The organism is Parasulfitobacter algicola (assembly GCF_013315265.1).
In the GTDB taxonomy this organism is placed as follows: Bacteria; Pseudomonadota; Alphaproteobacteria; order Rhodobacterales; family Rhodobacteraceae; genus Parasulfitobacter; species Parasulfitobacter algicola.
In genome coordinates, this window is sequence record NZ_JABUFE010000001.1 from 264,043 (window position 1) to 290,763 (window position 26,721).

Below are 26,721 nucleotides of genomic sequence, written 5' to 3' on the forward strand. Positions count from 1 at the left end.
TGACGTACTGCGGCATTCCGGTGGTTTTCTTATTCTGAATTCGCATTTATGACTGCGCCTATGATGCGCGCATTTTTCAGATGTGTTCTGCTTGCAGGACTTTTGACGGGTATTTTGATCCCGAAGATGAGTGCGGCTTTGGTCATGTTGGTGCCTGGCATGCAAATCATGGTGATTTGTACCGGGGCTGAAACGGTTATCATCACGCTTGATCCTGATGGCGAACCTGTTGAAATGCCAGAAGCCACATCAAAGCATTGTGTCATGAACCACGCAATGGATCTTGCAGATACCCCTGAACCTGCGTGGCAAAAATTTATACGCAGTTTCCATAACACTTTTACAATCAATTCTAATCAACGCGCGCAGGATCATCTGGCACTTGTACGTGGGCCAACACGCGCACCCCCTGTTTTAATCTGAAACCCGAATTTTCAGACTTTCAAAACAGGATTAACTTTCATGACCGATGTTATCTCATCGGCGCAGCCTGCATCTGTTGCAACTGGCGGCGCCTTCTATCGTCTCGTGTGGAAATGGCATTTCCTTGCGTCCCTTTATGTTCTGCCTTTTATGGCCATGCTAGCCATTACCGGTGGCATTTATTTATACAAGCCGCAGATCGAAAACTGGCTTTATGCCGACAGGATGACTGTCGATATTGGTGCCGCCCCAATTCCATACGAGGCACAGCTGGCAGCAGTCGATCAAGCGGCCAGAGTCACCCGCCTGCGCGGCATTACTGATTATAACCAACCGGGCAGGTCCACATTAATTGAATTCAACGACGCCCAGAACGTGCGGTCCTATGCGTGGGTGAACCCCTATACCGCCGAAGTGATCGCGATCACTGCACGCGATGGTATGGCTATGCAAATGGTGCGTAAATTCCATGGGGAATTGTTGTTGGGTGATATTGGCACTAAACTCGTGGAACTGGCGGTGCATTGGGCAGTCGTCATGTTTGTAACCGGCATCTTTCTGTGGTGGCCCCGTGGGGCGCGCAGTTGGTCGATTATATTCCGGCTTCCAAGTGCTAAGGGCCGCAGCTGGTGGCGTGAAACACATTTGTTCACAGGTTTTCTTGCAACCCTTCTGGTCGTACCGATCATCATCTCAGGCCTGCCATGGACCGATGTCTGGGGCAGCGGCCTGTCTTATGTTCAGGAAAAAACCGGACAAGACAGCAAAAGCCTCCGGTTCGGGGGTGATGTGCCCAATTCCACTGCATCTGATGGCACGCCAATTGCATATGCACAGGTTTTTGCCACCGCAAAACGCGAAGGCTTGGTTGCACCTTACGAAATGCGTCCGGCTAAAAGTGCCGATGGTGCGTTCTGGATCAGGTCCACTAGTACAAACCGGTATGAACAGACCGAACTGATTGTTGATCAATACACAGGCGCCGTTCTAAAGCGTCACGATTTTGCGGATAACCCACCTATGGCCAAGACAATATCGCTTGGTATTTCTTTCCATCAGGGTGAGCTTTACGGTTGGTTGAACATCGCCCAGAACACGCTTGCCGCACTAGCCGCTTTGGTTCTGTCTATATCCGGCTTTGTCGCCTGGTGGATGCGTCGACCCGCTGGCACATTGGGCGTTCCCTCAGCGCCCGAGGCGTCACTGGGAACAGGCATGATCGGACTGATCATTGGCCTTGCGATCCTGTTTCCATTGATGGGTGCGTCCCTGATCGTGGCCTTGGTGTTGGATTGGCTTTTGTTCCGCCGCCTGGGCTGGTTTAGAAACGCGCGGGTTTAATCAAAAGGGGCGCCGGTTTTGGCGCCCCAAGATCAATTCTTTGGTTTGCTTCTCCAACTGTCCAGCCAACGGCCAAATTTCCCACGGGTTTCAGTATAGCGTTGATCCACACCATCCCAAGTTTCGCCCGCATCCTGCAAAATCGGATCAATGCGCGCCCGGCGGAAACGACGCCAACGGACACGGATCGCCCAGAAGATCGCAAAGAGAATGATTAGAATAATGATGCTAACCCAAGGTATGACACGCGCATCCGGACCTTCGACCTGTTTCATGCTGATAGCATTGGGAAAGACCGATAAAAATCTGTTACGCCAGCCATAATGCGTGACAGAAACCCATACCGGGTTGTCCTTGGTTGAAATCATATCATTAGCGTCAGTGTACAAATCAGCCGTATCAAATTTGAAATAGGGCGGCCAATTCCAGCCCGTATCTTCATTCCGATAAACCATATTCTTGCCGTTTGGACGAATGGCTTGAATGAACTGCACATCGCGGTTGATCAATGTTTCGGACTGGTCATCCGGTACAGACCAGAAAATGCGGGTCCAGTCCGCAAGATCCTGTCGTTCTTCATAGGTGTTTACGATGCGCACAACATCTTTTTGGGGTAGCGTGTAATGCAGAAATGTCAGAACAATCGTCCAAAACACGATTATGAAGACCCATTTGATATAGCGCATTAACGCCCCCTTAGTTCACAAAGTTTGTGATATAAATAATCGTCAAGATAACCAAGACCGGTACAATATAAATCCCAAACAACAATTTGCGCCGAAACGATCCACTATATTCCCGCAACCCTTCGCGAATAAAGGCGTCCCGATCACCTTGTTGAATTTCCGTATCCCATTCCTGCGCCAGCTTGGCCTTGCGCACACTGCGTGAATACAAGGCGGCTATACCGTATATAATGGTTAAAATGAAAAACCCTACAAAGATCAGACGTAAAACGGCCATCTATGTCCTCCGCACCGCGCCCCATGGGCCAACCATTTGAATAATATCCTCGGCACTGGGTTCTTCCATCTTGTCTTCATGACCAAACAAGGCCTCACGTGCGGCAACCTTGTCAACCTGATACTCACGGTCCAGAAACTCAGCCACAAATTTCTTTTTCTGCTCGCTCCACCCAGCATAACTTTTGTAAAACAGCTCTTTATGGCAGATAAATAACTGCCGAATGTCCAATGGCGACAACTCTGATAATAGCATATTAACCAGATCACGGTCCGCATGGGGCTTTGATCTTAATGTATAGAAATAGGCCGGATGGTCTGACGTGATCCGCGGCCAGGCACCATTGTCTTCGGCCCAGCGCAACAACGCCGCCAAACCATGAAACTCCTCGGGCAGAAGTGATATATAGCGACGCGCGAATTGGCGTAACGCAGGGCGTGTCAAGGCCGTGACCTGTTCTTCCATCGTAGCGGCCACATCGACCAGAACGAAATCCATCTTTTGGCGAAGAATGGCGGCGGCATCTATGCCACGTGCATCAATGATTGGCTCAACCAGGTCATTGGCTTCAAGAAAAGCTGCAATTTGATTGCGTGATGACAAGCTGAACACATTTTCTATTGGTATATTGCCCAACTCATTGATGTCACCGGTGCTGATAACGCCTTCGCGCTGAATGTCGCGGAACACATACAGCCCACCAAAATGCGATGTCCAAAAACTTCTTTGTTCAAAACTTGACGTTTTAAGTTTCACCGGATTACGCGTCACATCCCCGGTTTTCTTAGCCAAGGTGATCATATCCGCAATCAGCACATCGTCGAACCAGGCATCATCGCCGCGCTTGAACTGATTGATCATCTTACCCAGTCTAGCCGCCTGTTTGACAGTACCTTCTGTCGTGTCAGCCTCGACCCTAATGCGGCCGATGTCCATAAGGCGAGCCGGGGTTGAGGCATCGTAAATAGAATTTACCAATTCGCCCGCAACCGCATCACGCGCTGTCAGCGCAAAAAGTTGCGCTTCGTTTTGTTCGATGAATTGCCGCAAAATCCCGCGCGAGGTCGAAAATTTTGCATCCAGCAAGGGCGCTGTTTTCTGTTCGGTCGTTAGCAGAATGAACTGCCGGTTGACGCCTGCGTGATTTAGATACAGATCATCGTCCAGTTCATGTCCGATCTCGGGGGAATAGCCCGAAATATCAATATGAAAATCCTTCAGCTTGGTTTCCCGCCCCGTCAAATGCCGCAGCGCGCGGTTATAGCGTTCGATCAAAACCGGGCTGCTGACCTCAACCAAATTGCCAAACATCAGGCCCCGTTCGATCAGGTGTTTCATGCCATTCTCCATCGCATCAATTTGACGATGCCAAAGGTCAGTAATCCGGCAGTTGACGAAATAATCAGGTAGGGCGCTGCAAATTCCAGATTAAACAAAATGCCCAAACTTCCCCCACGCCGCCCGATATAAATCCGCATAAGCATCCAAAGAAAAAACATCACAACTGCTGACCCAAGTGCAGTGATGAAAAGCCCCAACACCAATCCGGACACACCTGTTTTGACACGTCTGGCAGTCGCTCTACCGATGAGAAACGGCAGGACAGCCATTAGCGTGTAATATGCAAATTGTTGCCACTGCATTACCAGGTATTCTCCTTCCAGTGACGGTGCTGGTTTGCAGCTGAAAGTACCACAAGCGGGCCCCAGAGAAAGGCCGACAGCATGCTAAGGCGCAAAAAATGCAGGAAGGATTGCAGCGGCACATCCCCGATCAGCTGGAAAATCGCGTCCGATTGCAGCCCGTAGGCTGCCCAGAAATATGCCATCGCCAGCGCAAGCATGACCAAAGCCGTTACCATCCCATTGACCACCAATCCCATCACGGTTTCAGGAAACATCGGGCCCAAACGACGCGGCAGCCACAGGGCAAGAATACAGATCACGATCAATGGTAACACAACCGCCCCGGCACCAAGCACCCATGCAATCGCCTCATCCCGTGTGACGGTATCGGGATTTATATCAACGCCGATTGGGTTCATTCAAAGCACCGCACTTTCATCACCATCCCGCCCGGTGGGCACCACCGGGCAGCGCCCGACCCGCCCACCCTCGGGCCGGTCGCTGCCCTATGTTCTGAAAGCATATGATACGCTGCAATCAATTACTCACCGCCTCAACCCTAAGACGTTCTAAATCTTGTTGCAAAAGATCGCGGTCATATCCTCTATACCAGTAAAACAACTCATCTGCTCTTATTTGCACTTTCTGCGCATCCAGCACGGCTGCGATATCGCCATTGCTTTTGACGCTGAATATAAACGGCAGCCAACCATCATAGTGATGTTCAGCACCACTTAACTCTAAGACAGTAAAACCATCATCTGCATACCGGGTATCAATATGCACAAGCACGAAGTTGTCGGCAAAAAAGGATGCCAGGTCTGTAGCCTTCTGAGTTTGATCTTCGGATGATCTTTCGCGAAGTGTGCTTTGATACTTCTCTGCATCTTCGGGATCAGAATAAGTATAGTTGAATTCGTCACTCACGCCCTGAATATGGGCATGAAAAACGTGGCACCATATACACCACTCGGCACCGTACGAGACCAAAAGCACCTTATTTTCTTGCCTTGCAATATCTTGGGCGCGCTTGAAAAGCGCGACCTGAGAACCACACTCATCATATAGTTTCGACCTGCCGCCACGACACTCAACAATTGGAGTTTCTGGCACGACCACTGCTTGGGTTTCTGCTTCAGCAAATGTGCCAGATGATAACACAAAGGTAAGGCATATGAAGCCGGTGATCGCTTTCAGCTTCATGATACTCACCCCTTTCCCTCCACATACCGCCGCTTGGCTTCTTCCTGGCGGCCGAAGTCTCGGACCATGGCCTCAATCGCGACCTCATCGGACTTATCCGCATAGCGGAATTCGCTGTCGGCGTAGCGGTTGATTTCCTGGATGACCATTTCGACCGTGATCGGCTGGCGCATATCCTCGATCATGGCTTTCTTGGTGTCGTAATCCTTGCGCAGGAACAGGTCGGGGTTTTCCATCCACTCGTCGGGCAGTTCAAAGTCCATCGCGCGGACCTTGATCGCGTCGGTGATGTTCTTGATCGCCCGGCCGGTGAAACGTTCGTCGGCCTCTTGGATGCCTTTCAGATAAGTGCCCAGTTTCGCTATCGTATCCAGCTGCCCCAGATCCGCCGCCACGCGGTCGTAGACGCGCGTCAGGCCTTCCTCGTGCGGGCGGTTGTGGCTTTCGAAACTGGCGGCGACGGCTTTCTTGATCTCTTGCGCGGCAAAAACCTCATGATCGCCCAGCGGAATATCATGGTTCCGGCCCATCAGCAGGTGGAGGATGTCGATGTAATCCTCGCGCGTCTGCGGCCCATCGACCAGAAACCGAGCGCCCGCCCGTTGGCGCAGGGCGTCGTCGACGTTTTCGGGATAGTTCGAGAACATCCCAAACGTGCAATTCCCGCGCACAACAGTATTCGCGCCCGCGAAACTTTCCATCAGCACCGCCGTGATTTCCAATTGACCCGCGCTGGATTGCCGATCACCTCGTTTGCCCGCCAGTTGGTCGATGTCGTCGATGGTGCCAAAGCCGATCACGCCGGGGTCGATGACGTTGTTAATAAAGGCCTTGGCGTTCTGGCCCGATTTGCCCTGATAGCTGTCGATGTTGTCAGTGCTCAGGTTCTGATAGCGAAAGACATAGCCGGCGGTATGGCAATAATCGTTGATCATCCCCGCCATCATCTGGATCAGCGTGGTTTTCCCCGTGCCCGGCGCGCCATCGCCCATGAAGGTAAAGATGAACCCGCCCAGTTCGGCAAAGGGGTTCAGGCGACGGTCAAAGTCATAGGCCATCAGCATTTTCGACAGCTTCATCGCCTGATATTTCGCGATATGGTTGCCGACGACCTCATTCGGTTTTTTGAAGGTCATCGTCAGCGTCGTGCCCTTGGCGGCGCGGGCGGGGGTGAAGCCCGATACGGTAAAGCCCTCTTCCTCGACCCGCCAACTGGCCGCGTTAAAGGGTTCCAGACGGCCAGCGGTCGAGGCGCGCAAGGCCACCTTTTCCATCAGCGCCTCGGCATAGGCCAGGACGCAGGCGACCAGTTTGCTGTCATCATCGACGAACAGGCCCAGGTCCTGATCCAGTTCCCACAGAATGCCGTGCAGGGCCAGCTGGGCGTTATCGGTCAGCACTTCCTCGACATCGCCGATTTCGACCGTGACTTCACTGGCGTGCGGGGCCAGAAGGAAGGCCGTGGCCGAGCCGAAGACATAAAGCGTCACCAGTGCCTCGGCCGTCAGCAATTCGCTGAATTCGGTTTTCTTGCCGGCGGCCAGCGATCCTTGCAGGTTCTCGCGTTTCAGGTCGGCCAGGCCCGTGCGGTCGGCATAGGTTTCGCCCACGGCCAACGCGATTGACAGCGCGCGGCGCAGGGACTGCAGAACCGTCGCCTGCAAGGGCGAGGTCAGCGCGTCATCCCCGCTTTCAATACGGTCGATCAGATGCACGCCTTCGGTGCGGGCCGTGGGCTTTGTAACCAATCCGGGTGTGGTGTTGCGAAACCTGCGGCGGGTACCGATACCGGATGATTTTTCCTGTGCAGGAGCAGCGCCAGCTTTGGCAATCCGTGGGCTGTGGTCGAACCCGTCCAACATGCCCAAAGCGGCGGCATAATGTTTACGGATTTCTTCTTCACGCAGTTCCATCTGATCGGATGATTGGCTCATGTCTTTTTCCTAATGTCTTTAACGATAACTCAGCACCCGACCCTGCGGGCTGACGACAAATTTACGAACGTCCGCAAAACCCGGCGGGCGTTGTTCTTCCAGCGCCTGATAGGGGCGTTGGGGCAGGATAATGGATCGTTCGGTCTTGGTGGCCCCACTGTCAGAGCCTTCTGCGGCAAACGGATCAAGTGCAAACACCTCGCGCTCGACGCTGCCAAAAAAACCGGATTTTTCACGGCGCACGTCTTTGCTTAGCAATTCTTCACTGGTCCAAACCAACGCCCAGTCTTGGCCTTCTGGCGCGCGGGCCTGTTCCAGAATCTGACGTATTGGGCCGGATTGGCGCGTAAAGGCGTGTGAATACATCGGCCCCAGATGAAACCGCCGCAGCCGCTTGGGGTGCAGATCACTGAAATCCTGATCGAAGCCTTGCGCAATCGTGACCAGTTTCAGCCCGGCAAAGGACTGGGCCATCAGATGCGACTGCACCTCGGGCCAGCGCCGCTGATCCTTGGGCAGGGCCACGCGGCCGGTATCCTCGACCTCCATCAGGTAAATCGTGGGCAGGTTTTGCTGGCTGTCATAGACCGCCCAATGCACTAGAAACTCGCGGCGGCGATCGCTTTTGTTGCCTTGCCACAGAGCCTCAGGATCGTTGCGTGCCCAGAACAATTCGCCTTTCATCAGCTCTTCGTAATACATCCGTTGGCTGAGCGCATATTGCAGCTTTTCCGGGATCGACAAATCGCCCACAATCTGGCGGATCATGTCATCTTTCAGCGCCTCAACACTTGGCATGTTGCGCAGGTGCCGTTCGGCCTGTTGCGCGTCGCTGGCCATGGTCAGCAGTTCCTGAAACACCGGAAACCCGCTTTCGTGTCGGTCAAAGGTCAACTGTCCCGCCCGTTCGATCCGGCCTGAAAACAGATATTTGTTACTAAGCGCGCGAAAGGTGAAGGTCAGCCCCGCTAGATACCGGCCCAAGATTGCGACGTCGGCCTTGGACAGACGTCTCTCGACCTCCATCGTGGCAGCAACGCGGGTCAGGTGGGTGGTAATTGTGCTAAATTTTTGGAAGTACCGACGCACGGTACGGGTATCGTCCAACTTGTGATGATCTATTTGCAGGGCGTCGTTGGTCATATTCAGTATAACTCGGTCTTTTTGTCTTTGTCAGACGGCACTTTAAATGATCCTTCAGGGGGGTTTGGCTTAAGCCGCGAAAGCGACCCGAATATATCCATAATGATCGCCCCAAAGAAAACAAAGACGAACCCGACGCCGATAACAATCATAACCCCGGCAATCAGACCAAAAACAATCATCCCAAATGCCTGGGCTACAGATTCAAAAACACCAAGATCCAGCGCGTAAATACCCCAAAGTGTGCCTGCCGTTTGCAGCAGCAGAAACACAAGGATAAAAATGCGGCCAGCATGTCGCCGCATCATAATTTAAGCCCCGTAGGCGTTCTTGTCGTGCTTTTCGACGATCTTCTCAAAGCGGCGCATAAAGCGTTCGTCGGCCTTGGCTTTGGCCTCCAACACCTCTCGGGCGAAAACCATATGGTCTTCGTGCTTTTCCATCATTTCAGCCATACGGGCATTGGTGGCGGATCCGATACCAGCCATTGCGGATTGCGCTTCCTGATCGGTTTTCACGCCGATTTCATTGATGCGGTGTGCGACATCCTGTTGCTGCGCCGTTTTCAATGATTTGGTCAAAGCATCATACAGAACCACGCGCTGTTTCGTGTCTGTCTGCAGCTTGTTGATCAGAACCATTTGCGTCGCCGCCTGATTTTGCAAACTGTCGACCCAGGTTTTGCCTTTTTCGATATAGCGTTCCAAAGTCTGCGACTTGGCCAGCTTGACCTGCTCTTCCTGAACCAGCTCGTTATAACGCGCGTTCATCTCGGCCAGTTGGGTTTCCAACTGGGTGCGTGTGGCTGCATCCTGCTCGACCGAGATTTTGTTTTCCAGCTCAATAATATTCGGGTCCATTGACTGAATTTCAGCTTTCACAGCTTCCAATTCGCCGACAACGGCTTCACGCTCTTCCAGCGTAATAGACAGATTTTTTTCCACCTTTTCTTTTTGGGTGTTCAGAACGGTCAGTTGTTCTTCCAATAGGCGCACAATCACGTCGGATTTTCCGATCAGATCCTGCAACTTGTCATCAATGCTGGCTGTTCGCATCCGTTCCTGACGCATGGATTCCGCTTTGGCCTTGGCAAAAATACCAACAAAGGTTTCCCACCCGGTTTTCGACCGCATTTCATCAAAATCGCGGGAAAATCCGGCCGTGACATCATCAAGACCCATAATCAATTCAGCAATATTAGCATTCATTAAATCTGTGTGCTGGTGAACATCATCCAAAGACGCATTTTCGATATCAATATTAATATCATCGCCTGATTTCATCTTGTTACGTGCCGTTTCAATACGGCTGGTCAGTTCTGCAATTTTACTTTGCGCTTCGGCAACCTGTGCTTGTGATTCTTTGATCTGAGTGTCAAAATTAGCCATATGTGTCCCTCTTTTTTGAAATACCTAATCCATATGTGGGACTGTTTAGCGGTATTTACATGACATTTCAGCCAAAAAGAACCAAGTGTGGCTTTTTAGCTGATATATCACGCAGACAAAGGCGTTTTATGAAAGAAAATATCCCAATTGCGGTCTTTTGCGGCGATTTTGCCAGCCAACCTTTGGTCTTTGCGCACCTGATTGATCTGATGCAGAACGGCAATATCAATCTGGATTATGTTGAGGTTATCTGCAGGATGAACCCTACCCCCCGGCTGCGTCACTATTTTGACGAAACGGTTGTGTTTCAGATCGAAGATAAACTTGGATTGTCAGATACCTGCGTCTTGTTATTGCCCGACGCTTTGCAGTCTGATGATCTAAAGCACAGCAGCAAGCTTATACCTCTTGGCACCTATATCGGGCATCGTCATGTGGCAGGATCCGCATGATACAGCCCGGCCCCCTTAACCTGATCACCGATGTTGCGGGCTTGCGCATCGGCAATGCGCAGGATCACAATATCAAAACCGGGTGTACTGTTCTGACCGCCAATCAGCCCTTTGTTGCTGGTGTTCATGTTATGGGGGGTGCGCCGGGCACACGCGAAACGGAACTTTTGGCCCCGGATCGTTTGGTGCAACAGGTCGATGCACTCGTGTTATCAGGTGGGTCAGCGTTTGGGTTGGATGCCTCATCTGGCGTCGCCGATGCTATGCGATTTGCAGGCAGGGGTTTCCAAGTTGCAGGCAAGTATGTGCCGATTGTGCCTGCCGCTATTTTGTTTGATCTGGCAAATGGCGGTGACAAAGGCTGGGCGGAAAACCCTTATAAATCCCTTGGAAAAACCGCTTTCGAACATGCTGATGAATATTTTGAACTGGGCACTATTGGGGCAGGAGCAGGCGCGACCACAGCCACGTTCAAAGGTGGGTTGGGGTCAGCATCAGCCGTTTTAGAAAACGGTATTACTGTCGGCGCACTTGTGGCTGTGAATGCCCTTGGATCAGCTACAGTCGGTGATAGTCGGCATTTCTGGGCCGCCCCCTTTGAAATTGGGGATGAATTCGGCGGACTGGGACCCGCACGGCAGTTCGCACCGACCAAGATGCCGAAAACCAAACTAACCGCCGGGGCCAACACCACCATCGCCATCATCGCAACCGACGCCAATTTGACGCAAGCTCAGGCAACACGCGTTGCAACCGCAGCCCATGACGGCATGGCACGCGCTTTGATGCCAGCCCATACCCCTTTTGACGGTGATCTGGTTTTTGCAGCTGCCACCGGCCAAAACGCAGCGCCCATCACTGACATTGATATCATGCATATCGGCCATGCTGCTGCCACCTGTTTGGCCCGTGCAATTGCACGTGGCGTTTATCATGCAACCCCATCAGACGCAGATTTTTTCCCTTGTTGGGCAACATCTTAAGCCAATGACACAAATTAATTTTCAATTCCCACCAAGGATTGACCACGCCTGCGCGTCCCATAGAAGTAATGCGCATGACAGTCAGTGACGAAGATTTAGCCCTAGCCGCAGCAGGTGGCGATCGGCAGGCATTTTCCAGCCTGTTGGATCGACATTATGACAAGCTGTTCGGGCTGGCCTTTCGTCTGACCGGACAACAGGCTGAAGCAGAGGATCTGACCCAGGATATCTGCGCCGCTTTGGCTGCAAAATTACGCAATTATCGCGGGGATGCCAGGTTTTCGACCTGGCTTTATCGCGTGACTGTGAACGCCGCCCATGATCGCAGACGTCGCAGGGCGACCTATATGAAGGCAAGCGATGGGTGGGGGGATTGGGAAGTGAACCGTCAGGCGGCAATGTCTGAAACCGCTGCCCAAACCGATTGGCTGCAGCGGGCGATGAACAGCCTGTCAGACGATTTGCGCGACACGCTGGCATTGGTGCTGGATGATGTCACACACAAAGATGCCGCCGATATTCTGGGTGTGTCCGAAGGCACTGTCAGCTGGCGCATTTCAGAAGCCAAAAAGCGCCTGCGCGCATTGAAACAAGAGGAAGAGCAGGTATGACCGACGATCTGAACGACCTCAAATCTGCACTGAATGCCGCAACCCCGGCCCCTGACCCTGCAACTCGGGCGGCGCATTTGCGTTTGGCCGAAGAAAATTTTGATAACCTCCAAGAAACAGCCAAGGCAGCGCGTCCTACTCCCAACAGATTGATAAAGGGAGTACAAATGATGTTCAAAGGATTAACCACAAAAGGCGCACTGACGCTAACCACTGCCGTTATCGCGGTCGGCATCGTTGTGATCACCCCGTTCGGGCGCGATTTACTGTCACAAAATGATGAACTTGGCAGCGAAGTGGTATCGGAAGAAGTGATAGGGTCTTCCACATCAAAAGCTGCAACAGCAGCCCCGGTGGTAGACGAACCCGCACAGGCGATAAACCCATCAATCCGGACCCAAGGGCGCAATGATCAGGTTTTTGTGGAAGATACACCAGAGCCTAACCTTGGAACTAAACCTGAACCAGTTGCACCCATATCTGCCCCTGAAGTAAAACAAGCGCCAGCTGAGACGCAAAATATGGTTCATGCTTTGGAGGCGCCCCAAGAAGAAGCACCAGCCGAGACCCCGATTGCAGCTAACCAGCAAGGAGATGGTCTTCAAATTCCTGGCTCAGCTGGAATGGGTTTAATAGATGGATATTCCATAGAACCTGACAATATCAATGAAGAGTATTTTGCTGACAGTGACGTTAACCTCGAATTTGAGATCGGAGAAGTTGACAGATCATTTGAATATGACTCCAGCCGTCAACAGGCGCTGGATGTTGTTATTCCAAAAGAACCCGGACCTTCCGCTGAAGTTGCAAACACCGAAGCTTTTTCCGAAACTACGCCCAACGCCCTGAAAATCACCAGCCAAGCTCCGGTATCCACCTTTTCCATCGACGTTGATACCGCCGCCTATTCCGTTGTGCGATCCTCATTGATGGCCGGGCGGATGCCGCCGAAAGACGCAGTGCGGATCGAAGAAATGATCAACTATTTCCCCTATGATTATGCGGCACCTGAAGGGACGGAACCGTTCCAGCCCACCGTTCAGATCGGTACAAGCCCTTGGAATGAAGATAAGAAACTGGTTCATATCGCGTTCCAGGGCGCACAGATCACGGAACGCCCCCCAATGAACCTTGTGTTTCTGATTGATACGTCTGGGTCGATGAATGCGGCCAATAAACTGCCGTTGCTGAAACAAAGTTTCCGTCTGATGCTGTCGGAATTGCAGCCCGAAGATGAAGTGTCGATTGTCACCTATGCGGGCAGCGCGGGACAAGTGTTGGAACCGACACCCGCCAGTGATCGCAACGCTATTCTGTCTGCACTTGACAACCTGTCTGCCGGTGGATCAACCGCCGGGCAAGCGGGTCTGCAACAAGCCTATTCTGTGGCCGAAACCATGGCGGCCGAGGGCGAAGTAACCCGTGTTATCCTGGCCACTGACGGCGATTTCAATGTGGGAATTTCGAACCCTGATACATTAAAGGATTATATCGCCGACAAGCGCGAGACGGGCGTTTACCTTTCGGTTCTGGGTTTTGGCCGTGGCAATCTGGACGATGCCACGATGCAGGCGCTGGCGCAGAACGGGAATGGGCAAGCTGCCTATATCGATACGCTATCAGAGGCACAAAAAGTATTGGTGGATCAACTGAGTGGCGCGCTGTTTTCAATTGCAAATGACGTGAAAATTCAGATCGAATTCAACCCTGCCGCCGTCGCCGAATACCGCCTGATCGGTTACGAAACCCGTGCCCTCCGACGCGAGGATTTCAACAATGACAAGGTTGATGCAGGCGAAATCGGCGCAGGCCATTCTGTGACTGCAATTTACGAAGTCACGCCGGTCGGATCACCTGCCATTCTGAATGATCCTTTGCGCTATCAACAGGTCAGTGAAACAGCCGATACAGACGAGTTAGGCTTTTTAAAGCTGCGATACAAAGCGCCAGGGTCAGACACCAGTCAACTGATCCAGACACCTCTGACCCAATCCGACCCACTTGATAACGAGGCACTCTTTGCCGCGGCCATCAGCGGATTTGCCCAGCTTTTGCGCGGCGAAGACAGCTATCTTGGCGACTGGGGCTATGATCAAGCGATCGCCTTGGCCAATAGTGCACGCGGCGACGATCCGTTCGGCTATCGTAGCGAGGCTGTCAAACTGATGCGTCTTGCGAAAAGCCTGGACCAACGCTGACCCTTAGGAGCACGCGCAATCACGCCTAAATTGTGCGTGTTCCGCTCTTTTGTCGCTGTTTAGATGTGTTTAACGATCTTGAGTGTAATAAATGACATATCCATAACTTGTTACTCAGGCCTTGTTCCATGTCCAATCTACCTGAATACGTCATTGATTTGAATAAACCCCCCAAAGAACGTTGGGCGTTCGCACCCGAGCAAGTCGTGATGGCAAAGGGTTTGCTGGATTATTACAAACAGGATATCGGCGGGGCTGCTGAAATGGCTGACATGCTGCATGCCGTCGCCAGCCCCGTCATCGACGATGAAAATTGGCAAGAATACGAAGCGATTGCGACACAGCTTGGTGTCAGTACAGCACTAATTCTTTTGGCAAATGCTTACTATGACGTCGTGAAGACCGTTCTGGGCTGTACGACTTTTGCAATTGATACTGATGACGGCCCATTACACGGGCGTAATCTGGACTGGTGGACAGATAATAGGATTTTGAACGACGGATCGGGTATTTATCGATATAAGGGCGCTGATGCAGGCGAATTTATCAGCATTGGATGGCCAGGATATACTGGTGTGATATCTGGCATGGCCCCGGGCCGGTTTTCGATAACCATGAATGCGGTTCTCAGTAGTGATCCGGTTCAAATTAAAACACCTATCCCTTTGCAAATCCGCCATGTGTTTGAAAGATCAAAAACATTTGACGAAGCCGTTGCAACACTGACCGACACAGCCCTGTCCTGTGATGCATTGCTTTTGGTCACGGGCACAAAGCGTGGCGAAATGGTCGTGATTGAACGGACCCCAAACCGATCTGCCGTACGTCATGCGGAAGATGGTAAAATCCATGCAACGAACAACTATATTGCTTTAGACGCCAATGTCGAAGGGCTGCAAAACGAAATTCAGCTGACGTCTTGCGCACGTTATGATCGCATGGGCGAATTACTTCGAAACCCGCCTGCGTCCGTTGAAGACTGTATGACGTATTTGTCTGAGCCCGGTGTACAAATGGAAATTACAGTTCAACAGATGGCATTTCGGCCCTTGCATGGGCATCACCTGATAGAAATTCCATGAAAAAGCGCGGGCTGGTTGGCCCGCGCATATGGTCATGTTGGTTTATCCGATTTAGTTGACAGCCTTGGCGTCAACCACATCTTTTTGGATCGAATTTTGCGTTGCGATTTCAATCTGCCGTGGCTTCAGCGCCTCTGGCACTTCGCGCATCAGGTCGATGTGCAGCATACCATCCGCGTGGCTGGCACCTGTGACGCGTACGTGATCTGCCAGATGGAAGCGGCGTTCAAAAGCGCGCGTCGCAATACCCCGATGCAGATATTTTCGATCTGCATCGTCTTCGGCTTTGCGTGCTGTAACGTGAAGTGCATTTTCTTTCACATCTACGGACAGATCCGCATCCGAAAAACCAGCGACCGCAATCGAAATACGGTAAGTATCATCAGCTGTTTTTTCGATGTTATAAGGGGGGTAGCTTGATTGGCTGACATCGTTTGTTAAAACGCGATCCATCAGATCTGCGATCTGATCAAAACCAACAGTTGCACGATAAAGGGGTGCAAGGTCGAAAGTTCTCATGGGTCATCCTCCATTGAGCGATAACAATATGCCTTCCTTGATGGGACAGGCGATTTACAATCCGAACCCAGAATTGGCGTCCGATAAAAATAATTTGGGAATATTTTTTGGGGTTTCAAGACCCTAAGGTTTCAAGAATTTCGCACTGGAATCGCCAGATTTGGGTAAGCCATTTCGAACTTGCGGGGTTGGTGAAACCGAGGTTTCAGATTCAATAACACCGCGGCCACTTCGCAGCGCGCGTTTTAAATCATTTACCAGTTTCGGAAGCTCCATTCCAACCGCAATGACGCCATTTTCATTTCTGGTACCACGAGAGACCAAAGATATGACGCGAACACGCAACCCGGTTTTTTCAAAAACAGGCGCGCCGGAACTGCCAAAGGTGACATCACAATCAAAAGCAATCAGGCCATCGCGCTTACCCAAAATCGAACAACTGCGTTGCCAGCTTAACGCCTCATTCCGGTTGCGGGCATAGGATACCACACTGATCGTTTTGCCATTCGATGATGGATAATCGACAACAAACGGATCAATAACGCCGGTCGACACAGGCTGATCCAACTGCAGCAAAGCGATATCACTTTGCGCACGCCGATATCCGGACGGATCATTCGGATCGTATCGGGCATGGATGACAAAACGCGCCACGCTGCGTTCTGCAATCGATACGCCATCACGGTACCCCGCTTTGAATGTCAGGCTTTCAGGTTTCACAGGCTTGCCTGACACAACACAATGGGCCGCTGTCAAAACAAGGTCTTTGGCAATCAAAACCCCTGTACATGTGCCTTTGCGGTGAATGTCCAGACGGCCCACGGCCTCCCATCCGAATAGCTCATCGCGTTTGGTCAGCCGATTTAATGCGCTGTTATCTTGTGCAAAACTTGGACTGTATAAAGCAGTAACCGCAACAAAGCAGGCCACTATCCCATGTATTATAATCTTGCTACCAAACGTTCTTTTCAGCATCATAATCCGGTTTTAAAAAGAAATTGTGATCTTATTTTGACAACCGCGCATTGTGGTTTTCATCTGAAAACTCAACTTAACACTAATTTGAAATCAAAGCTTTTCATTTTCACGATTATGAGTCTAGCCCTATCAGCCCTTTGATCATAAACAATATTGAGACTGGTGAATGGTTAACAAGCGGATCATTGCTTATTGCGATGACAACATTGAAACGAAAATCACATCGTTAATGTAAAATATAATAAAAATCAATTATTTCAAATAGATAACCCACCTAAGCACTTTATATGAACACCGTTCGTCTATTTTAATGGAAATTCCGAATTGTATAATTGCTTAATTTTTAAGCATACAACCAAACGGCGACATATATACAGCTGATAAAAATCATTGTCTTTGCAGCATAAAGGGTTATGTGTGCGTTGTGACTTCAGACTATACGTTCCCGCTACTCCACAGCAGCCGGTTACCTCTACAGACTGCTAGCACCACACCGTCGCATGTCGTGGGCGGTTATATTAAGGAGATACGGGAATGGCTACTGGCACCGTAAAATGGTTTAACACAACTAAAGGCTTCGGCTTTATCGCACCTGATGGCGGCGGATCTGATGTATTCGTACACATTTCAGCTGTTGAGCGTGCAGGTCTGACAGGCTTGGCAGACAACCAAAAGGTTGAGTACGAGCTTGAGCAAGGTCGTGACGGCCGCGCTGCAGCGACAAATCTGTCGACTGTCGACTAAGGATAGTCTTAGGCCTTGTGCTTGACTGATCTTGAAACCCGGAATGTTTATTCATTTCGGGTTTTTGTATTTCAGAGCGTAAATTGATTAGCGTTTTGTAATGGAATACGCCCATTAAAAAAAGCGGCCCGTTAAGCCGCCTTTTATTTTGAATATCAACAACGACCTAGTTAGTTGATGGTGCTTCTTCCATCATGTCTTCCGCGGGGGACAAAGATGCCAGATAGGCATAAAGGTTCACTGCATCTTCTTCTTTGCGAACCCTAAAAGCCATTTTGCCGCGCGCGCCTGAATCGTCCAGGAATTCGCGCAGATATCCTGTCGGATCTTGAACATAGGCAGAGAACGTTTCTTCATTCCATACCAGCCCAGCTTCACCCGCAGCAACCATAGCATCAGAATAACGGAAATCTTCGACAGTCCCGGCACTACGGCCAGATATCTGGTACAGGTTTGGCCCTGTTTGTGCACGACGTCCGGCCAGTGTTTCGCCTTCATCGTTTTGAACGATGTGACATGCAACGCACTGTCTGAATGCAGCTTCGCCCGCGTCTGCATCACCTGTTGGGGCCATCATGGCATCACCGTGGCTTTCGGCAAAAGCAGGTGCAGTCAACGTCATAGCCGCTGCAAGTGCAATCCAATTGAATTTCATTGGGTATCTCCCTCGAGTTTCTTTATATCAACAGTAATACGCTTTGCCCGAAGGTAAAGTTCAAACTATCTCACATTGACGATTGTATGCGCGGCTTTAAGCCACAGCACGGGACAAAGCGCATTGTTTCCAAAGCGTTGCAAGTGCCCCGACCAGATGTTCGATATCCGCATCCGTATGCAGTGGACCTGGCGTAAACCGCAGTCTTTCGGTGCCTTTTGGGACCGTCGGATAGTTAATAGGCTGCACATAAATCCCATAATCCGCCATCAAGATATCAGCAATCTGGCGGCATTTGACGGGGTCTTTGATCATCACTGGGATGATATGGCTGTCATTTTCCAGATGCGGAATACCATGGGCGTCCAACCGGGCCCGCAGTTTCGCAACCTGCTGACGCTGACGTGCACGTTCCATTCCAGACGTTTTCAAATGCGCAACAGACACTTTTGCAGCGGCCGCAACCGCCGGCGGAAGCGCCGTTGTAAAAATGAAACCACTGGCAAAGCTGCGAATAAAATCACACAACGCCGCAGACCCGGTGATATAGCCACCGACAACGCCGTATGCTTTGCCCAAAGTACCCTCGATCAGAGTGATCCGATCCGCCAGTCCTTCACGTTCTGAAATCCCGCCACCACGGGGGCCATACAGACCCACTGCGTGAACCTCATCCAGATATGTCATCGCACCGTGCTTTTCTGCCACCTCAACAATTTCGGCCATGGGGCAGATATCGCCATCCATCGAATAGACAGATTCAAAAGCCACAATCTTGGTCGCATTGGAAGGCAATGCTGCCAGTTTACGGTCCAAATCCTCTGGGTCATTGTGCTTCCAGATCACCTTGTCAGCGCGGGAATGACGGATGCCTTCGATCATACTGGCATGATTTTCACTGTCCGACAGGATGACAGCATTGGGCAAACGCGATCCCAATGTCGAAAGCGCCGCCCAGTTTGACACATAGCCTGACGTGAACAATAAAGCGGCTTCTTTTGCGTGCAGATCAGCCAGTTCGGCCTCAAGCGCGAGATGATGAATATTCGTGCCCGAGATGTTGCGCGTACCGCCCGCGCCTGTGCCACAGGCTTCAACCGTTTTGACCATGGCGTCGATGACCGCAGGATGATGGCCCATGCCCAAATAGTCGTTTGAACACCACACTGTCACGTCCTGTGCTTCACCATCAGTATGATTAGCCGCGCGTGGGAACTTGCCACATTGGCGTTCAAGTTCCGCAAAAATGCGATAATTGCCCTCTTCCTTAAGCTGGTCGAGTTGGGCATTGAACAAATTATCGAACGTCATGGGGCTGTCCTTTGCGTCGTCATGTTATCTTTGTTTGGCTTGGGCAGCATCCAGCGCCAAAGCTTTTCATCCGGCAATGGTAAAACCATCAACCAGTGTTCAATCAGTGCCATAAAGGTGATGGCCGCTAACAAAGCAAATCCGATCATATCGGCAGGTGTTTCACTGACGTAAAGTCGTTCCAACCAGCAGGCAACGGCAAACGTCAGACCGGTGACCGAAATCGGAAAAAGCCAATTCAACCGCGCGATGCGAAAATGGCTGGGCAAATGGTTCAACGGGCTAGGCAAAAACTCAGTATTGATCTTGCGAACACCCAGATACAGGTTCAGCTTGGCTGAAATGCGGGCAACGAAAAGAACGCCAAAGGTCCACAGCCCGAACTGATTTTCCACACCATATGCTGCCCACATCATAGCCAAGAAAGCCATCAGCAAAAGGATTTCGTGATAGGCAATTGTACCCCAAGCGCGGATAAAGCGTTGCCATTCCGGAATATTATCAGGGCAGGCGCGTGTATTAGGACCTGTAATAATACCCGTTAGAAAAGCCAGTTCGATCCACCCCCAAATAGCCAGGGCAGACAGGAAAGCGATGTACATGCCAGACGGATCAACAGATGTCAGACTTGTCCAAAAGCCGACGATTCCCAGTGCTAAAAGTCCAAGTCCCCAAAGTGTGGCGGCCAAAGGTGCATAAGCGGAACGCCCGTCTGCATATCTGACCACCAACAAGATCGCCCCGGTGGAAAACCACCAGAGAAAAAGCGCAGATAGCGCGGCGATCCAGGGTGAAGTAAACATCAGTAAGCGGGCTCTAATCTTGGGCTATCAGGTACGGCATGCGATATTGACGGGATCGTATAAAGTGACACAAACGCCGCCGCCGCTTTGGCCATACCAACACCGCGTTTCAGCGCACCGCCGATGCCACCTTGTTTTTTGCCTTCGGCAATCTGCACATTGGCCCGTTGCAAACGTTCCAGGTTCGGCATCCACCGGGGATGGTCGATATCCAATGTAATAGGGAATGCCTGCTTACTGATTTCAGACGTTTTGCGGAAAACTTCCTGTCCGTACCAGCTCATGTCGACGCCCAGTGCTTTGTGGAATTCGGGGCGTTGATGGTCACGGACCCACATGGTCGAATAAACCGCAGTCAGGAAAAACTTGATCCACCATACATTGCCACCACTGGTCAGCTTGGGGTCCGTTTTCAGCAATAGGGCAAAAGCCTCGCCATGGCTAAATTCATCGTTACACCATTCGCGGAACCATTTGAAAATCGGGTGAAAACGATGTTCGGGGTTTGCCTCAAGATGACGATATATGGTGATATAACGAGCATAACCAATCTTTTCAGACAGGTAAGTGGCATAATAGATGAACTTGGGCCGAAAATAGGTGTATTTCTTTTTCTGCGTCAGAAACCCAAGATTCACGGCAATTCCGGCTTCGCGCAGGGCGTCGTTGATGAAGCCTGCATGGCGGGCTTCGTCCCGCGCCATCAATTGGAAAAGCTGCGTGATGTCTTTGTTGGACCCGCGACGTTTCATTTCCTTATATAAAACACAGCCCGAAAATTCGGCCGTGCAGGAACTGATCAAGAAATCGATGAATTCCTTTTTCAACTTCGGCTCCATCCCGTCCCAATCGACGTGATCCCAGTCTTCATTTTTCTTGAAATGGCCCTTATTCGGATCACTGACCATCTGTGCGATCAGCTTGTCCCAGTCTTCGCGCACAGGACTGACGTCAATCGCGTCCATTTCATCGAAATCAGTCGTATAAAACCGCGGTGTCAGCAACGTGTTCTGCATCGCGATTTCAGTCGCGGCAGTGCTGTCCAGCTTGGACAATTCTTCCTGAACGGCCAGCGATTCTTCGGCATCCGTAATATCAGAGGTATGTTTGGCCTGGACGTTCATAGCGTAACCTCCTCGGAAAAGGAAAATTCACATAATTCCATGAATTCGAAATCCCCGGTCATACGGGTCCAGAACCGTTCTAACGCACTGGCACGCATAATAGTGGCGGTGCGGTCTTCGCTGACGACCTCACCGTACGGGGCCATAATCTCGGGGCCATGAACCAACACTTCGTCCCCCGGATAAATCACAGCACCATTATTAAACCGCAAATGCGCGTGCAGGCTGTCGAATTTATGACTGATTTCGACAGTGCAAGGCGCAGTTTCTTTTTCTTTCGTCAGTAGTCCCATGTCGGTTCCCTTTCGTTACTGATCCAACAGCTTGGCGAAGGCTGCGTGGTTGTCGGCACCAAACCCCATCAGGTCTGCGCGCCACTTGGTGGTATCGTCAAAGATCATCAGGCGACCGTTCTCAAAACGGACCAGACGAACTGGGCTATCCAACGCAATGCGGTGCTTGGTGCGTTCACGTTCCAGCACACGGTACACACCTGCAACAAACCCACCTTGCGTTGGATCAAGGTCGGCAATTATATTTCCCTGGGCGTCCAGCACAGTGGCAGCACCCGACATTTCCCCCTGCAGCACGATCACCCGCTCCTGCGCCACGTTGGCCATATCCGGTATTGCTTCAAGCGGGCGGTCGGTAACGCGGGCGAAAATCACAATGATCAGGCAGACAGCAGCCAGTCCAAACATGGCGCGGACCAACGCAATCGGAATCATTTCCTTGTCACGTTCGACCAGTTTTTGTTCCGGTGTCAGTTCCATCGATCTACTCCGCTGCAACAGCATGGTGGTCAGGCGCACGGCTGACTTCGGGTACAGATACCCGCGCATCCGCTGCATGGGCCAAAAGGCTTGCAACCTTGGCCGCGTCAGGGATACAGCGAAGCGCGGGTTCCGTTTGTGCCATCCGCCACGGGCGAACGTGGGGCCAACACATCAAGTAAGACAATCGGGTTTCACCAAGGGTTTGCATGGCAATCGTACCTGTGCCGTTCTTGCGTAAATCCAGATCGGCGTTACCAATCCAGCGATAGGGCAGATTTAGCGTCACAGTCAGGGCCGCACCGATACGCATGGCGACCCGTTTGTTTGTAATCGTGTAAACCGTTGCCTTGGCTTGTACCCAGGCAATCAGTGTCAGGATACCACATGCAATTGCGCCAAGAACCAAAAATGGAACAGAGGTCTGAATGGCGCGACCCAGCGGCATAATATCTACCACGACAACAAAGCGCCAAAGCGCCAGGAATATGAAATATCCCGCCACCCATTTCAGGCTAAGGCTTTCCTTGGCAAGCGCCCACCAATTCGGGCTGCCCTGCCATAGAATTTCTTCATCCTGTGGTGGGCGTTCTGGCAGACCCTTTACGGGTTCAAAGGCGAAATCATCATGTGGCATCAGGTCCCCCGGTTACAGCTGTGGTTCAAACCGTGCCACCGACGCATAAAGCGTGCCGCCAGCATAGTAACCCATGATCTTTTCTTCTTCGAGCATGGTAACTTGGCTAAGTGATTTTGTTTGTGGAATATTGGCAAAGTGCTGACCAAAGATAGATCGGATCTTTACGCGATCCTTCTTGATACGCACCATCTGAATCGGCACAAGACGTTTGCCTGTACCCCATTGCGGGTCCAATTCGAATTCAAGAAAACGCACCAATTGTTCCGGTTCATCAATCCACATATCCGTGATACGACCAACGATTTCCAGATCACCGGCTTGTACTGGCAGTCCGCGTGGATCCCGGCCGGCCGATACGGCAAATCCGGGCAGGCTGGCCATGGGCAGGATTTTGGGATGCCCTTTGCCGTCCAGTTCCGGTGCGTCTTGGCGATTGGCCCAGGATGCAGGCCCAACACCATCCAGCATCGGATCACCAGTTGGGTCAAACGGAAACCCGTCCGAAACCGCCGTGCGTTCCAAAGCCAGATCATGACGTGCCTGACGGTCAGGGCCAGGCAGTGTCACATCTTCGCGACCATGGTTCATCTTGAATGTCTTGGGCGCAGGCACCGGAAACGGCCCTTGATTGGCAGCCGGATTGCCGTCATCATCTTCCAGCGGATAACCTTCGCGCATGTTTTCAGTTTGCAGGTAATAGATCAGCAGGGCAAAGAAGCCCCAAAAGAGCCAGATTGCAAGACTGGCAAGATCGAATTCACCGAAGAAAGTCTGTTCCATTTTATCCTCCGTATTCGGTGGTTATGTGGGAAAATCCGCCAGCCCGATCTGGCGGTTCCCTTTAGTTTGTTTTGCAGTTTCCCCTGTGCGCACCAATGGGCCTAGTGCGATCAAGGTGACGAAGATCAAAGCAATTTCAGTATGATAAACAACAGAATAGCCTGTTGCGGGTGTGGCCATCGCTTCACCCAGTGATCCGTTCAGGGCGGCGGCGTTCACGACATCGCGGATTGTGCCGCCAATCGCGATCGACATTCCCGCAGCAGTCGCCTGTGCCGCCCCCCATGCTCCCAAGGCTAATCCCCGGCCCGCTTTGCCCTGTGCGGGCATCGTCATGGCGGCAGTCAGGGTGGCCACTGCGAAAAGCCCACCACCAAAGCCGATCCCACCGCTGCCTGCAAAAAACAGAACAGGTGAATTCATGGGGGCTGCAAAAATAACGGCAGAAAAGGCCGCAAGACCTATCAAAAGACCCCGACCCGCCATGCGATAAGGGTTCATGCCATTCGATAACCAGCGCGCCGCAAGAGCAAAACCAATCAAGGCCCCACCGGCCCACATTGCGGTCAGAAAGGTTGTCGCACTAACAGAAAGACCCAGAATTTCGCCGCCGTAAGGTTCAAGCAGAACGTCCTGCATGTTAAAGGCCATAGTGCCGATAAAGACGACGACGATCAGTCGCCCGGCAGATCCGCCTGCCATAAAATCAGCCCAGGCTTCACGGAACTTCGGGCGTGGTTCAGCCCGCTGCGCCTTGGTCATGGGGGACAGTTTTTCCTGTTTCCATAAGGCTACCAGGTTCAGCAAAATACCAATAACAGCAGCACTTTGCACAACACGCACCAGCAGGAATGGTCCGAAATCACGCAGAAAGAACCCGATGATCACGGCACTGATGCCCATACCGATCAGGAACATGACATAAAGCAAGGCCACCACCTGTGGACGCGTTTCATCATCGGCGCGATCCGCTGCCAGTGCCAGACCAGCGGTCTGGGTCATATGCATACCCACGCCTGTCATTAAAAAGGCTAAGGCGGCCAAAACTTCGCCTGCCCATGTAGGGCCAACTTGTTGTTGACCAGACAGAACAAGCAAAGAAAACGGCATGATTGCCAGCCCGCCAAATTGCCACAGCGATCCAAACCAAAGATACGGGATACGTTTCCAGCCTAAGGCACTGCGATGCGTGTCTGACCGGAACCCCAGAAGCGCCCGTAAAGGCGCGACAAGAACCGGGATCGCGATCATGAAAGCCACAATCATCGCAGGCACGGAAAGTTCAACAATCATCACGCGGTTCAAGGTGCCCAAAAGCAGAACCGAGGCCATTCCAACCGATACCTGAAATAACGAAAGCCGTAACAGCTCGCCCATGGGCAGACCCACGGATGCCGCATCTGCAAAAGGCAGAATACTGGTCGTCATACGGACAAAGGCTGAAGGCCGCTTGTTCAAGACGTGACCTCCATCGCTTGGGATATGTAAAAGCCCCGGCTGACACGGGTCACTGTGCGAAGAGGCTTTTCAATTCTTGCCACTTTCATCGCCTTGCCCAGCCCACTCACTGAATGCGGGACGATTTGGGGCGAACGGTCGGACCGTGGAAACGCCTTTCCCACCAGCCAGAATGCAGTCAGAAACGGTGTCTTGGGTGCGATTGTGAAAACCAGTTTTTCGTGCGTGCGCAGTGCAAGTGTCGCCAGCGCCTGCGCAATATCAGCCGCGCTGTAATGGATCAGACTATCCATCGCCATGACGTAATCAAATGACCCATGATCCGTATTTAGCATGTCACCGGCCATGAACGTGATCTGTGGTTTCAGATGATCGGGCGTACGGTCCTGTGCGACTTGCAATAAGGATGGTGAAATATCTACGGCCAGAACATCGGCCCCACGTCTGGCCAGTTCAACCGTCATAGGGCCCGCACCGCACCCTGCATCAAGTATGCGTGCGCCTGACAGATCATCGGGCAATTGTCCCAGCATAGCTGCACGCATCGTATCGCGGCCTTCGCGCACCGTTTGGCGAATGCGTGATACAGGTGCGTCCGACGTCAGCGCTGCCCAGGTCTTGGCAGCCGTACGGTCGAAATAGGTTTCCAACCGCGCGCGGGTTTGATCATAGCTGGACATCAGTCAAACCCCAGCAATTCAAAGATCTCACGGTCAGGCAGCGGCGCTGGTGCCAATGGCTCGGTTCCGTTCCAAAGTGTTTCTGCCAAACGTATGTATTCTTTGCGCACCTGCACAATTTCTTCGTCATCGGGCATTTCAAACAACGTTTTCTTTTTCAGCCGCGACCGCCGGATTGCATCCAGATCAGGCATATGCGCGATCCGGTTAAAGCCAACAGTTTTGCAATAGCGATCAACTTCGTCTGTTTCGCGGCTGCGATTTGCAACACAACCCGCCAGGCGCACTTTGTAATTCACCGATTTTGCCTGAACAGCAGCAATAATCCGATTCATTGCATAGATGCTGTCAAAGTCATTCGCCGTCACGATCAGCGCCCGGTCAGCATGCTGCAAAGGCGCGGCAAACCCGCCACAAACCACATCGCCCAACACGTCGAATATCACCACATCGGTATCTTCCAGCATGTGGTGTTGCTTTAGCAATTTGACCGTTTGGCCAACCACATAACCGCCGCACCCTGTGCCAGCGGGCGGGCCGCCAGCTTCGACGCATTTTACGCCGCCGAACCCTTCGAAAACGAAATCCTCGGGGCGCAATTCTTCGGAATGGAAATCGACATCTTTCAAAATGTCGATGACTGTGGGCACCAGCGTTCCGGTCAGGGTAAAGGTGCTGTCATGCTTGGGATCACAGCCAATTTGTAAAACCCGCTTTCCCAACATTGAAAAAGCCGCCGACAGATTGGACGAGGTCGTCGATTTCCCAATCCCGCCTTTGCCATAGACCGAAAAGACCTTGGCCCCTTCGATCTTCATCGAGGCATCCTGATGCACTTGCACCGATCCCTCGCCGTCGTCGCCACGAAGCAGTGGGGGCGTTTTATCAAGTGCCATTGTTTGTTTCCTCC

31 protein-coding genes are annotated in these 26,721 nt (G+C 51.8%); 8 read left to right on the plus strand and 23 right to left on the minus strand.

The window, feature by feature from the left end; genetic code table 11:
* Positions 1–60 precede the first annotated feature (60 nt).
* On the plus strand, positions 61–423 hold the full coding sequence (locus HRQ87_RS01290; RefSeq protein ID WP_174134541.1) for a hypothetical protein: 363 nt from the start codon (positions 61–63) through the stop codon (positions 421–423).
* A 39-nt stretch (positions 424–462) separates the two neighbouring features.
* Entirely contained in the window at positions 463–1,764 is a 1,302-nt protein-coding gene (locus HRQ87_RS01295; RefSeq protein WP_174134542.1) for a PepSY-associated TM helix domain-containing protein, read from the plus strand.
* A gap of 32 nt (positions 1,765–1,796) precedes the next feature.
* Here the strand turns inward: HRQ87_RS01295 and HRQ87_RS01300 are convergent, their stop codons facing one another.
* The 10 genes from HRQ87_RS01300 to HRQ87_RS01345 form a co-directional block, all read right to left on the minus strand.
* Positions 1,797–2,450, minus strand: coding sequence for a DUF1523 family protein (locus HRQ87_RS01300; RefSeq protein WP_174134543.1), 654 nt, complete (start codon positions 2,448–2,450; stop codon positions 1,797–1,799).
* A 10-nt stretch (positions 2,451–2,460) separates the two neighbouring features.
* Entirely contained in the window at positions 2,461–2,727 is a 267-nt protein-coding gene (locus tag HRQ87_RS01305; RefSeq protein ID WP_174134544.1) for a hypothetical protein, read from the minus strand.
* Entirely contained in the window at positions 2,728–4,065 is a 1,338-nt protein-coding gene (locus tag HRQ87_RS01310) for a DUF6638 family protein (protein WP_174134545.1), read from the minus strand.
* The gene (locus HRQ87_RS01315; RefSeq protein WP_174134546.1) at positions 4,062–4,370 is read right to left on the minus strand and encodes a hypothetical protein; all 309 of its coding nucleotides are present in this window, start codon (positions 4,368–4,370) and stop codon (positions 4,062–4,064) included. Before HRQ87_RS01315 ends, HRQ87_RS01310 begins: the two co-directional genes overlap by 4 nt.
* Positions 4,370–4,771, minus strand: a complete 402-nt coding sequence (locus tag HRQ87_RS01320) for a hypothetical protein (RefSeq protein WP_174134547.1) — start codon at positions 4,769–4,771, stop codon at positions 4,370–4,372. The genes HRQ87_RS01315 and HRQ87_RS01320 overlap by 1 nt, the downstream gene beginning before the upstream one ends.
* Before the next feature lie 118 nt (positions 4,772–4,889).
* Positions 4,890–5,555 (minus strand): YyaL domain-containing protein, encoded by a 666-nt coding sequence (locus HRQ87_RS01325; protein ID WP_174134548.1) that lies wholly within the window; start codon positions 5,553–5,555, stop codon positions 4,890–4,892.
* A gap of 5 nt (positions 5,556–5,560) precedes the next feature.
* Positions 5,561–7,489 carry an AAA family ATPase gene (locus HRQ87_RS01330; RefSeq protein ID WP_174134549.1) on the minus strand — a complete coding sequence of 643 codons (1,929 nt, stop codon included), beginning with the start codon at positions 7,487–7,489 and terminating at the stop codon, positions 5,561–5,563.
* An 18-nt stretch (positions 7,490–7,507) separates the two neighbouring features.
* Positions 7,508–8,632: a hypothetical protein gene (locus HRQ87_RS01335; protein WP_174134550.1), complete on the minus strand. Its 1,125-nt coding sequence runs from the start codon at positions 8,630–8,632 to the stop codon at positions 7,508–7,510.
* A gap of 2 nt (positions 8,633–8,634) precedes the next feature.
* Entirely contained in the window at positions 8,635–8,940 is a 306-nt protein-coding gene (locus HRQ87_RS01340; protein ID WP_174134551.1) for a hypothetical protein, read from the minus strand.
* Between the two features lie 3 nt (positions 8,941–8,943).
* Positions 8,944–10,020, minus strand: coding sequence for a coiled-coil domain-containing protein (locus HRQ87_RS01345; protein ID WP_174134552.1), 1,077 nt, complete (start codon positions 10,018–10,020; stop codon positions 8,944–8,946).
* A gap of 128 nt (positions 10,021–10,148) precedes the next feature.
* On the opposite strand from HRQ87_RS01345, the gene HRQ87_RS01350 reads away from it, so the two are divergent.
* From HRQ87_RS01350 to HRQ87_RS01370, 5 genes are all read left to right on the plus strand, one after another.
* The gene (locus HRQ87_RS01350; protein ID WP_174134553.1) at positions 10,149–10,472 is read left to right on the plus strand and encodes a hypothetical protein; all 324 of its coding nucleotides are present in this window, start codon (positions 10,149–10,151) and stop codon (positions 10,470–10,472) included.
* On the plus strand, positions 10,472–11,455 hold the full coding sequence (locus tag HRQ87_RS01355) for a P1 family peptidase (RefSeq protein ID WP_343035131.1): 984 nt from the start codon (positions 10,472–10,474) through the stop codon (positions 11,453–11,455). The genes HRQ87_RS01350 and HRQ87_RS01355 overlap by 1 nt, the downstream gene beginning before the upstream one ends.
* A 74-nt stretch (positions 11,456–11,529) precedes the next feature.
* Positions 11,530–12,066 (plus strand): RNA polymerase sigma factor, encoded by a 537-nt coding sequence (locus HRQ87_RS01360; protein WP_174134555.1) that lies wholly within the window; start codon positions 11,530–11,532, stop codon positions 12,064–12,066.
* Positions 12,063–14,264 (plus strand): vWA domain-containing protein, encoded by a 2,202-nt coding sequence (locus HRQ87_RS01365; RefSeq protein WP_246251631.1) that lies wholly within the window; start codon positions 12,063–12,065, stop codon positions 14,262–14,264. The genes HRQ87_RS01360 and HRQ87_RS01365 overlap by 4 nt, the downstream gene beginning before the upstream one ends.
* A gap of 128 nt (positions 14,265–14,392) precedes the next feature.
* Positions 14,393–15,346 (plus strand): C45 family autoproteolytic acyltransferase/hydrolase, encoded by a 954-nt coding sequence (locus tag HRQ87_RS01370; protein ID WP_174134556.1) that lies wholly within the window; start codon positions 14,393–14,395, stop codon positions 15,344–15,346.
* Positions 15,347–15,397: 51 nt separating this feature from the next.
* Here HRQ87_RS01370 and HRQ87_RS01375 read toward each other — a convergent pair whose 3' ends face one another.
* Complete coding sequence (locus HRQ87_RS01375) at positions 15,398–15,865, minus strand: Hsp20 family protein (protein ID WP_174134557.1); 468 nt, start codon at positions 15,863–15,865, stop codon at positions 15,398–15,400.
* Positions 15,866–15,988: 123 nt separating this feature from the next.
* Positions 15,989–16,843, minus strand: coding sequence for a trypsin-like serine peptidase (locus tag HRQ87_RS01380; protein ID WP_174134558.1), 855 nt, complete (start codon positions 16,841–16,843; stop codon positions 15,989–15,991).
* A 534-nt stretch (positions 16,844–17,377) separates the two neighbouring features.
* Here HRQ87_RS01380 and HRQ87_RS01385 point away from each other — a divergent pair.
* On the plus strand, positions 17,378–17,587 hold the full coding sequence (locus tag HRQ87_RS01385) for a cold-shock protein (protein WP_174134559.1): 210 nt from the start codon (positions 17,378–17,380) through the stop codon (positions 17,585–17,587).
* Between the two features lie 166 nt (positions 17,588–17,753).
* On the opposite strand, the gene HRQ87_RS01390 is transcribed toward HRQ87_RS01385, so the two are convergent.
* From HRQ87_RS01390 to bchL, 11 genes are all read right to left on the minus strand, one after another.
* Positions 17,754–18,242: a c-type cytochrome gene (locus HRQ87_RS01390; protein WP_174134560.1), complete on the minus strand. Its 489-nt coding sequence runs from the start codon at positions 18,240–18,242 to the stop codon at positions 17,754–17,756.
* 96 nt (positions 18,243–18,338) lie between these two features.
* Positions 18,339–19,553 carry a 5-aminolevulinate synthase gene (hemA, locus tag HRQ87_RS01395; protein WP_174134561.1) on the minus strand — a complete coding sequence of 405 codons (1,215 nt, stop codon included), beginning with the start codon at positions 19,551–19,553 and terminating at the stop codon, positions 18,339–18,341.
* Complete coding sequence (gene puhE / locus HRQ87_RS01400) at positions 19,550–20,356, minus strand: putative photosynthetic complex assembly protein PuhE (protein WP_174134562.1); 807 nt, start codon at positions 20,354–20,356, stop codon at positions 19,550–19,552. Before puhE ends, hemA begins: the two co-directional genes overlap by 4 nt.
* Positions 20,356–21,480 (minus strand): magnesium-protoporphyrin IX monomethyl ester (oxidative) cyclase, encoded by a 1,125-nt coding sequence (gene acsF / locus HRQ87_RS01405; RefSeq protein ID WP_174134563.1) that lies wholly within the window; start codon positions 21,478–21,480, stop codon positions 20,356–20,358. Before acsF ends, puhE begins: the two co-directional genes overlap by 1 nt.
* On the minus strand, positions 21,477–21,773 hold the full coding sequence (locus HRQ87_RS01410) for a hypothetical protein (RefSeq protein WP_174134564.1): 297 nt from the start codon (positions 21,771–21,773) through the stop codon (positions 21,477–21,479). The genes acsF and HRQ87_RS01410 overlap by 4 nt, the downstream gene beginning before the upstream one ends.
* Before the next feature lie 15 nt (positions 21,774–21,788).
* Positions 21,789–22,253, minus strand: a complete 465-nt coding sequence (gene puhC / locus HRQ87_RS01415) for a photosynthetic complex assembly protein PuhC (protein WP_174134565.1) — start codon at positions 22,251–22,253, stop codon at positions 21,789–21,791.
* A gap of 4 nt (positions 22,254–22,257) precedes the next feature.
* Positions 22,258–22,890 carry a photosynthetic complex putative assembly protein PuhB gene (gene puhB / locus HRQ87_RS01420; RefSeq protein ID WP_174134566.1) on the minus strand — a complete coding sequence of 211 codons (633 nt, stop codon included), beginning with the start codon at positions 22,888–22,890 and terminating at the stop codon, positions 22,258–22,260.
* 12 nt (positions 22,891–22,902) lie between these two features.
* Complete coding sequence (gene puhA / locus HRQ87_RS01425) at positions 22,903–23,673, minus strand: photosynthetic reaction center subunit H (RefSeq protein ID WP_174134567.1); 771 nt, start codon at positions 23,671–23,673, stop codon at positions 22,903–22,905.
* 21 nt (positions 23,674–23,694) lie between these two features.
* Entirely contained in the window at positions 23,695–25,101 is a 1,407-nt protein-coding gene (locus tag HRQ87_RS01430; protein ID WP_174135349.1) for a PucC family protein, read from the minus strand.
* A 26-nt stretch (positions 25,102–25,127) separates the two neighbouring features.
* Entirely contained in the window at positions 25,128–25,811 is a 684-nt protein-coding gene (bchM, locus tag HRQ87_RS01435) for a magnesium protoporphyrin IX methyltransferase (RefSeq protein ID WP_174134568.1), read from the minus strand.
* Positions 25,811–26,707: a ferredoxin:protochlorophyllide reductase (ATP-dependent) iron-sulfur ATP-binding protein gene (gene bchL / locus HRQ87_RS01440; RefSeq protein WP_174134569.1), complete on the minus strand. Its 897-nt coding sequence runs from the start codon at positions 26,705–26,707 to the stop codon at positions 25,811–25,813. The genes bchM and bchL overlap by 1 nt, the downstream gene beginning before the upstream one ends.
* Positions 26,708–26,721: the final 14 nt, after the last annotated feature.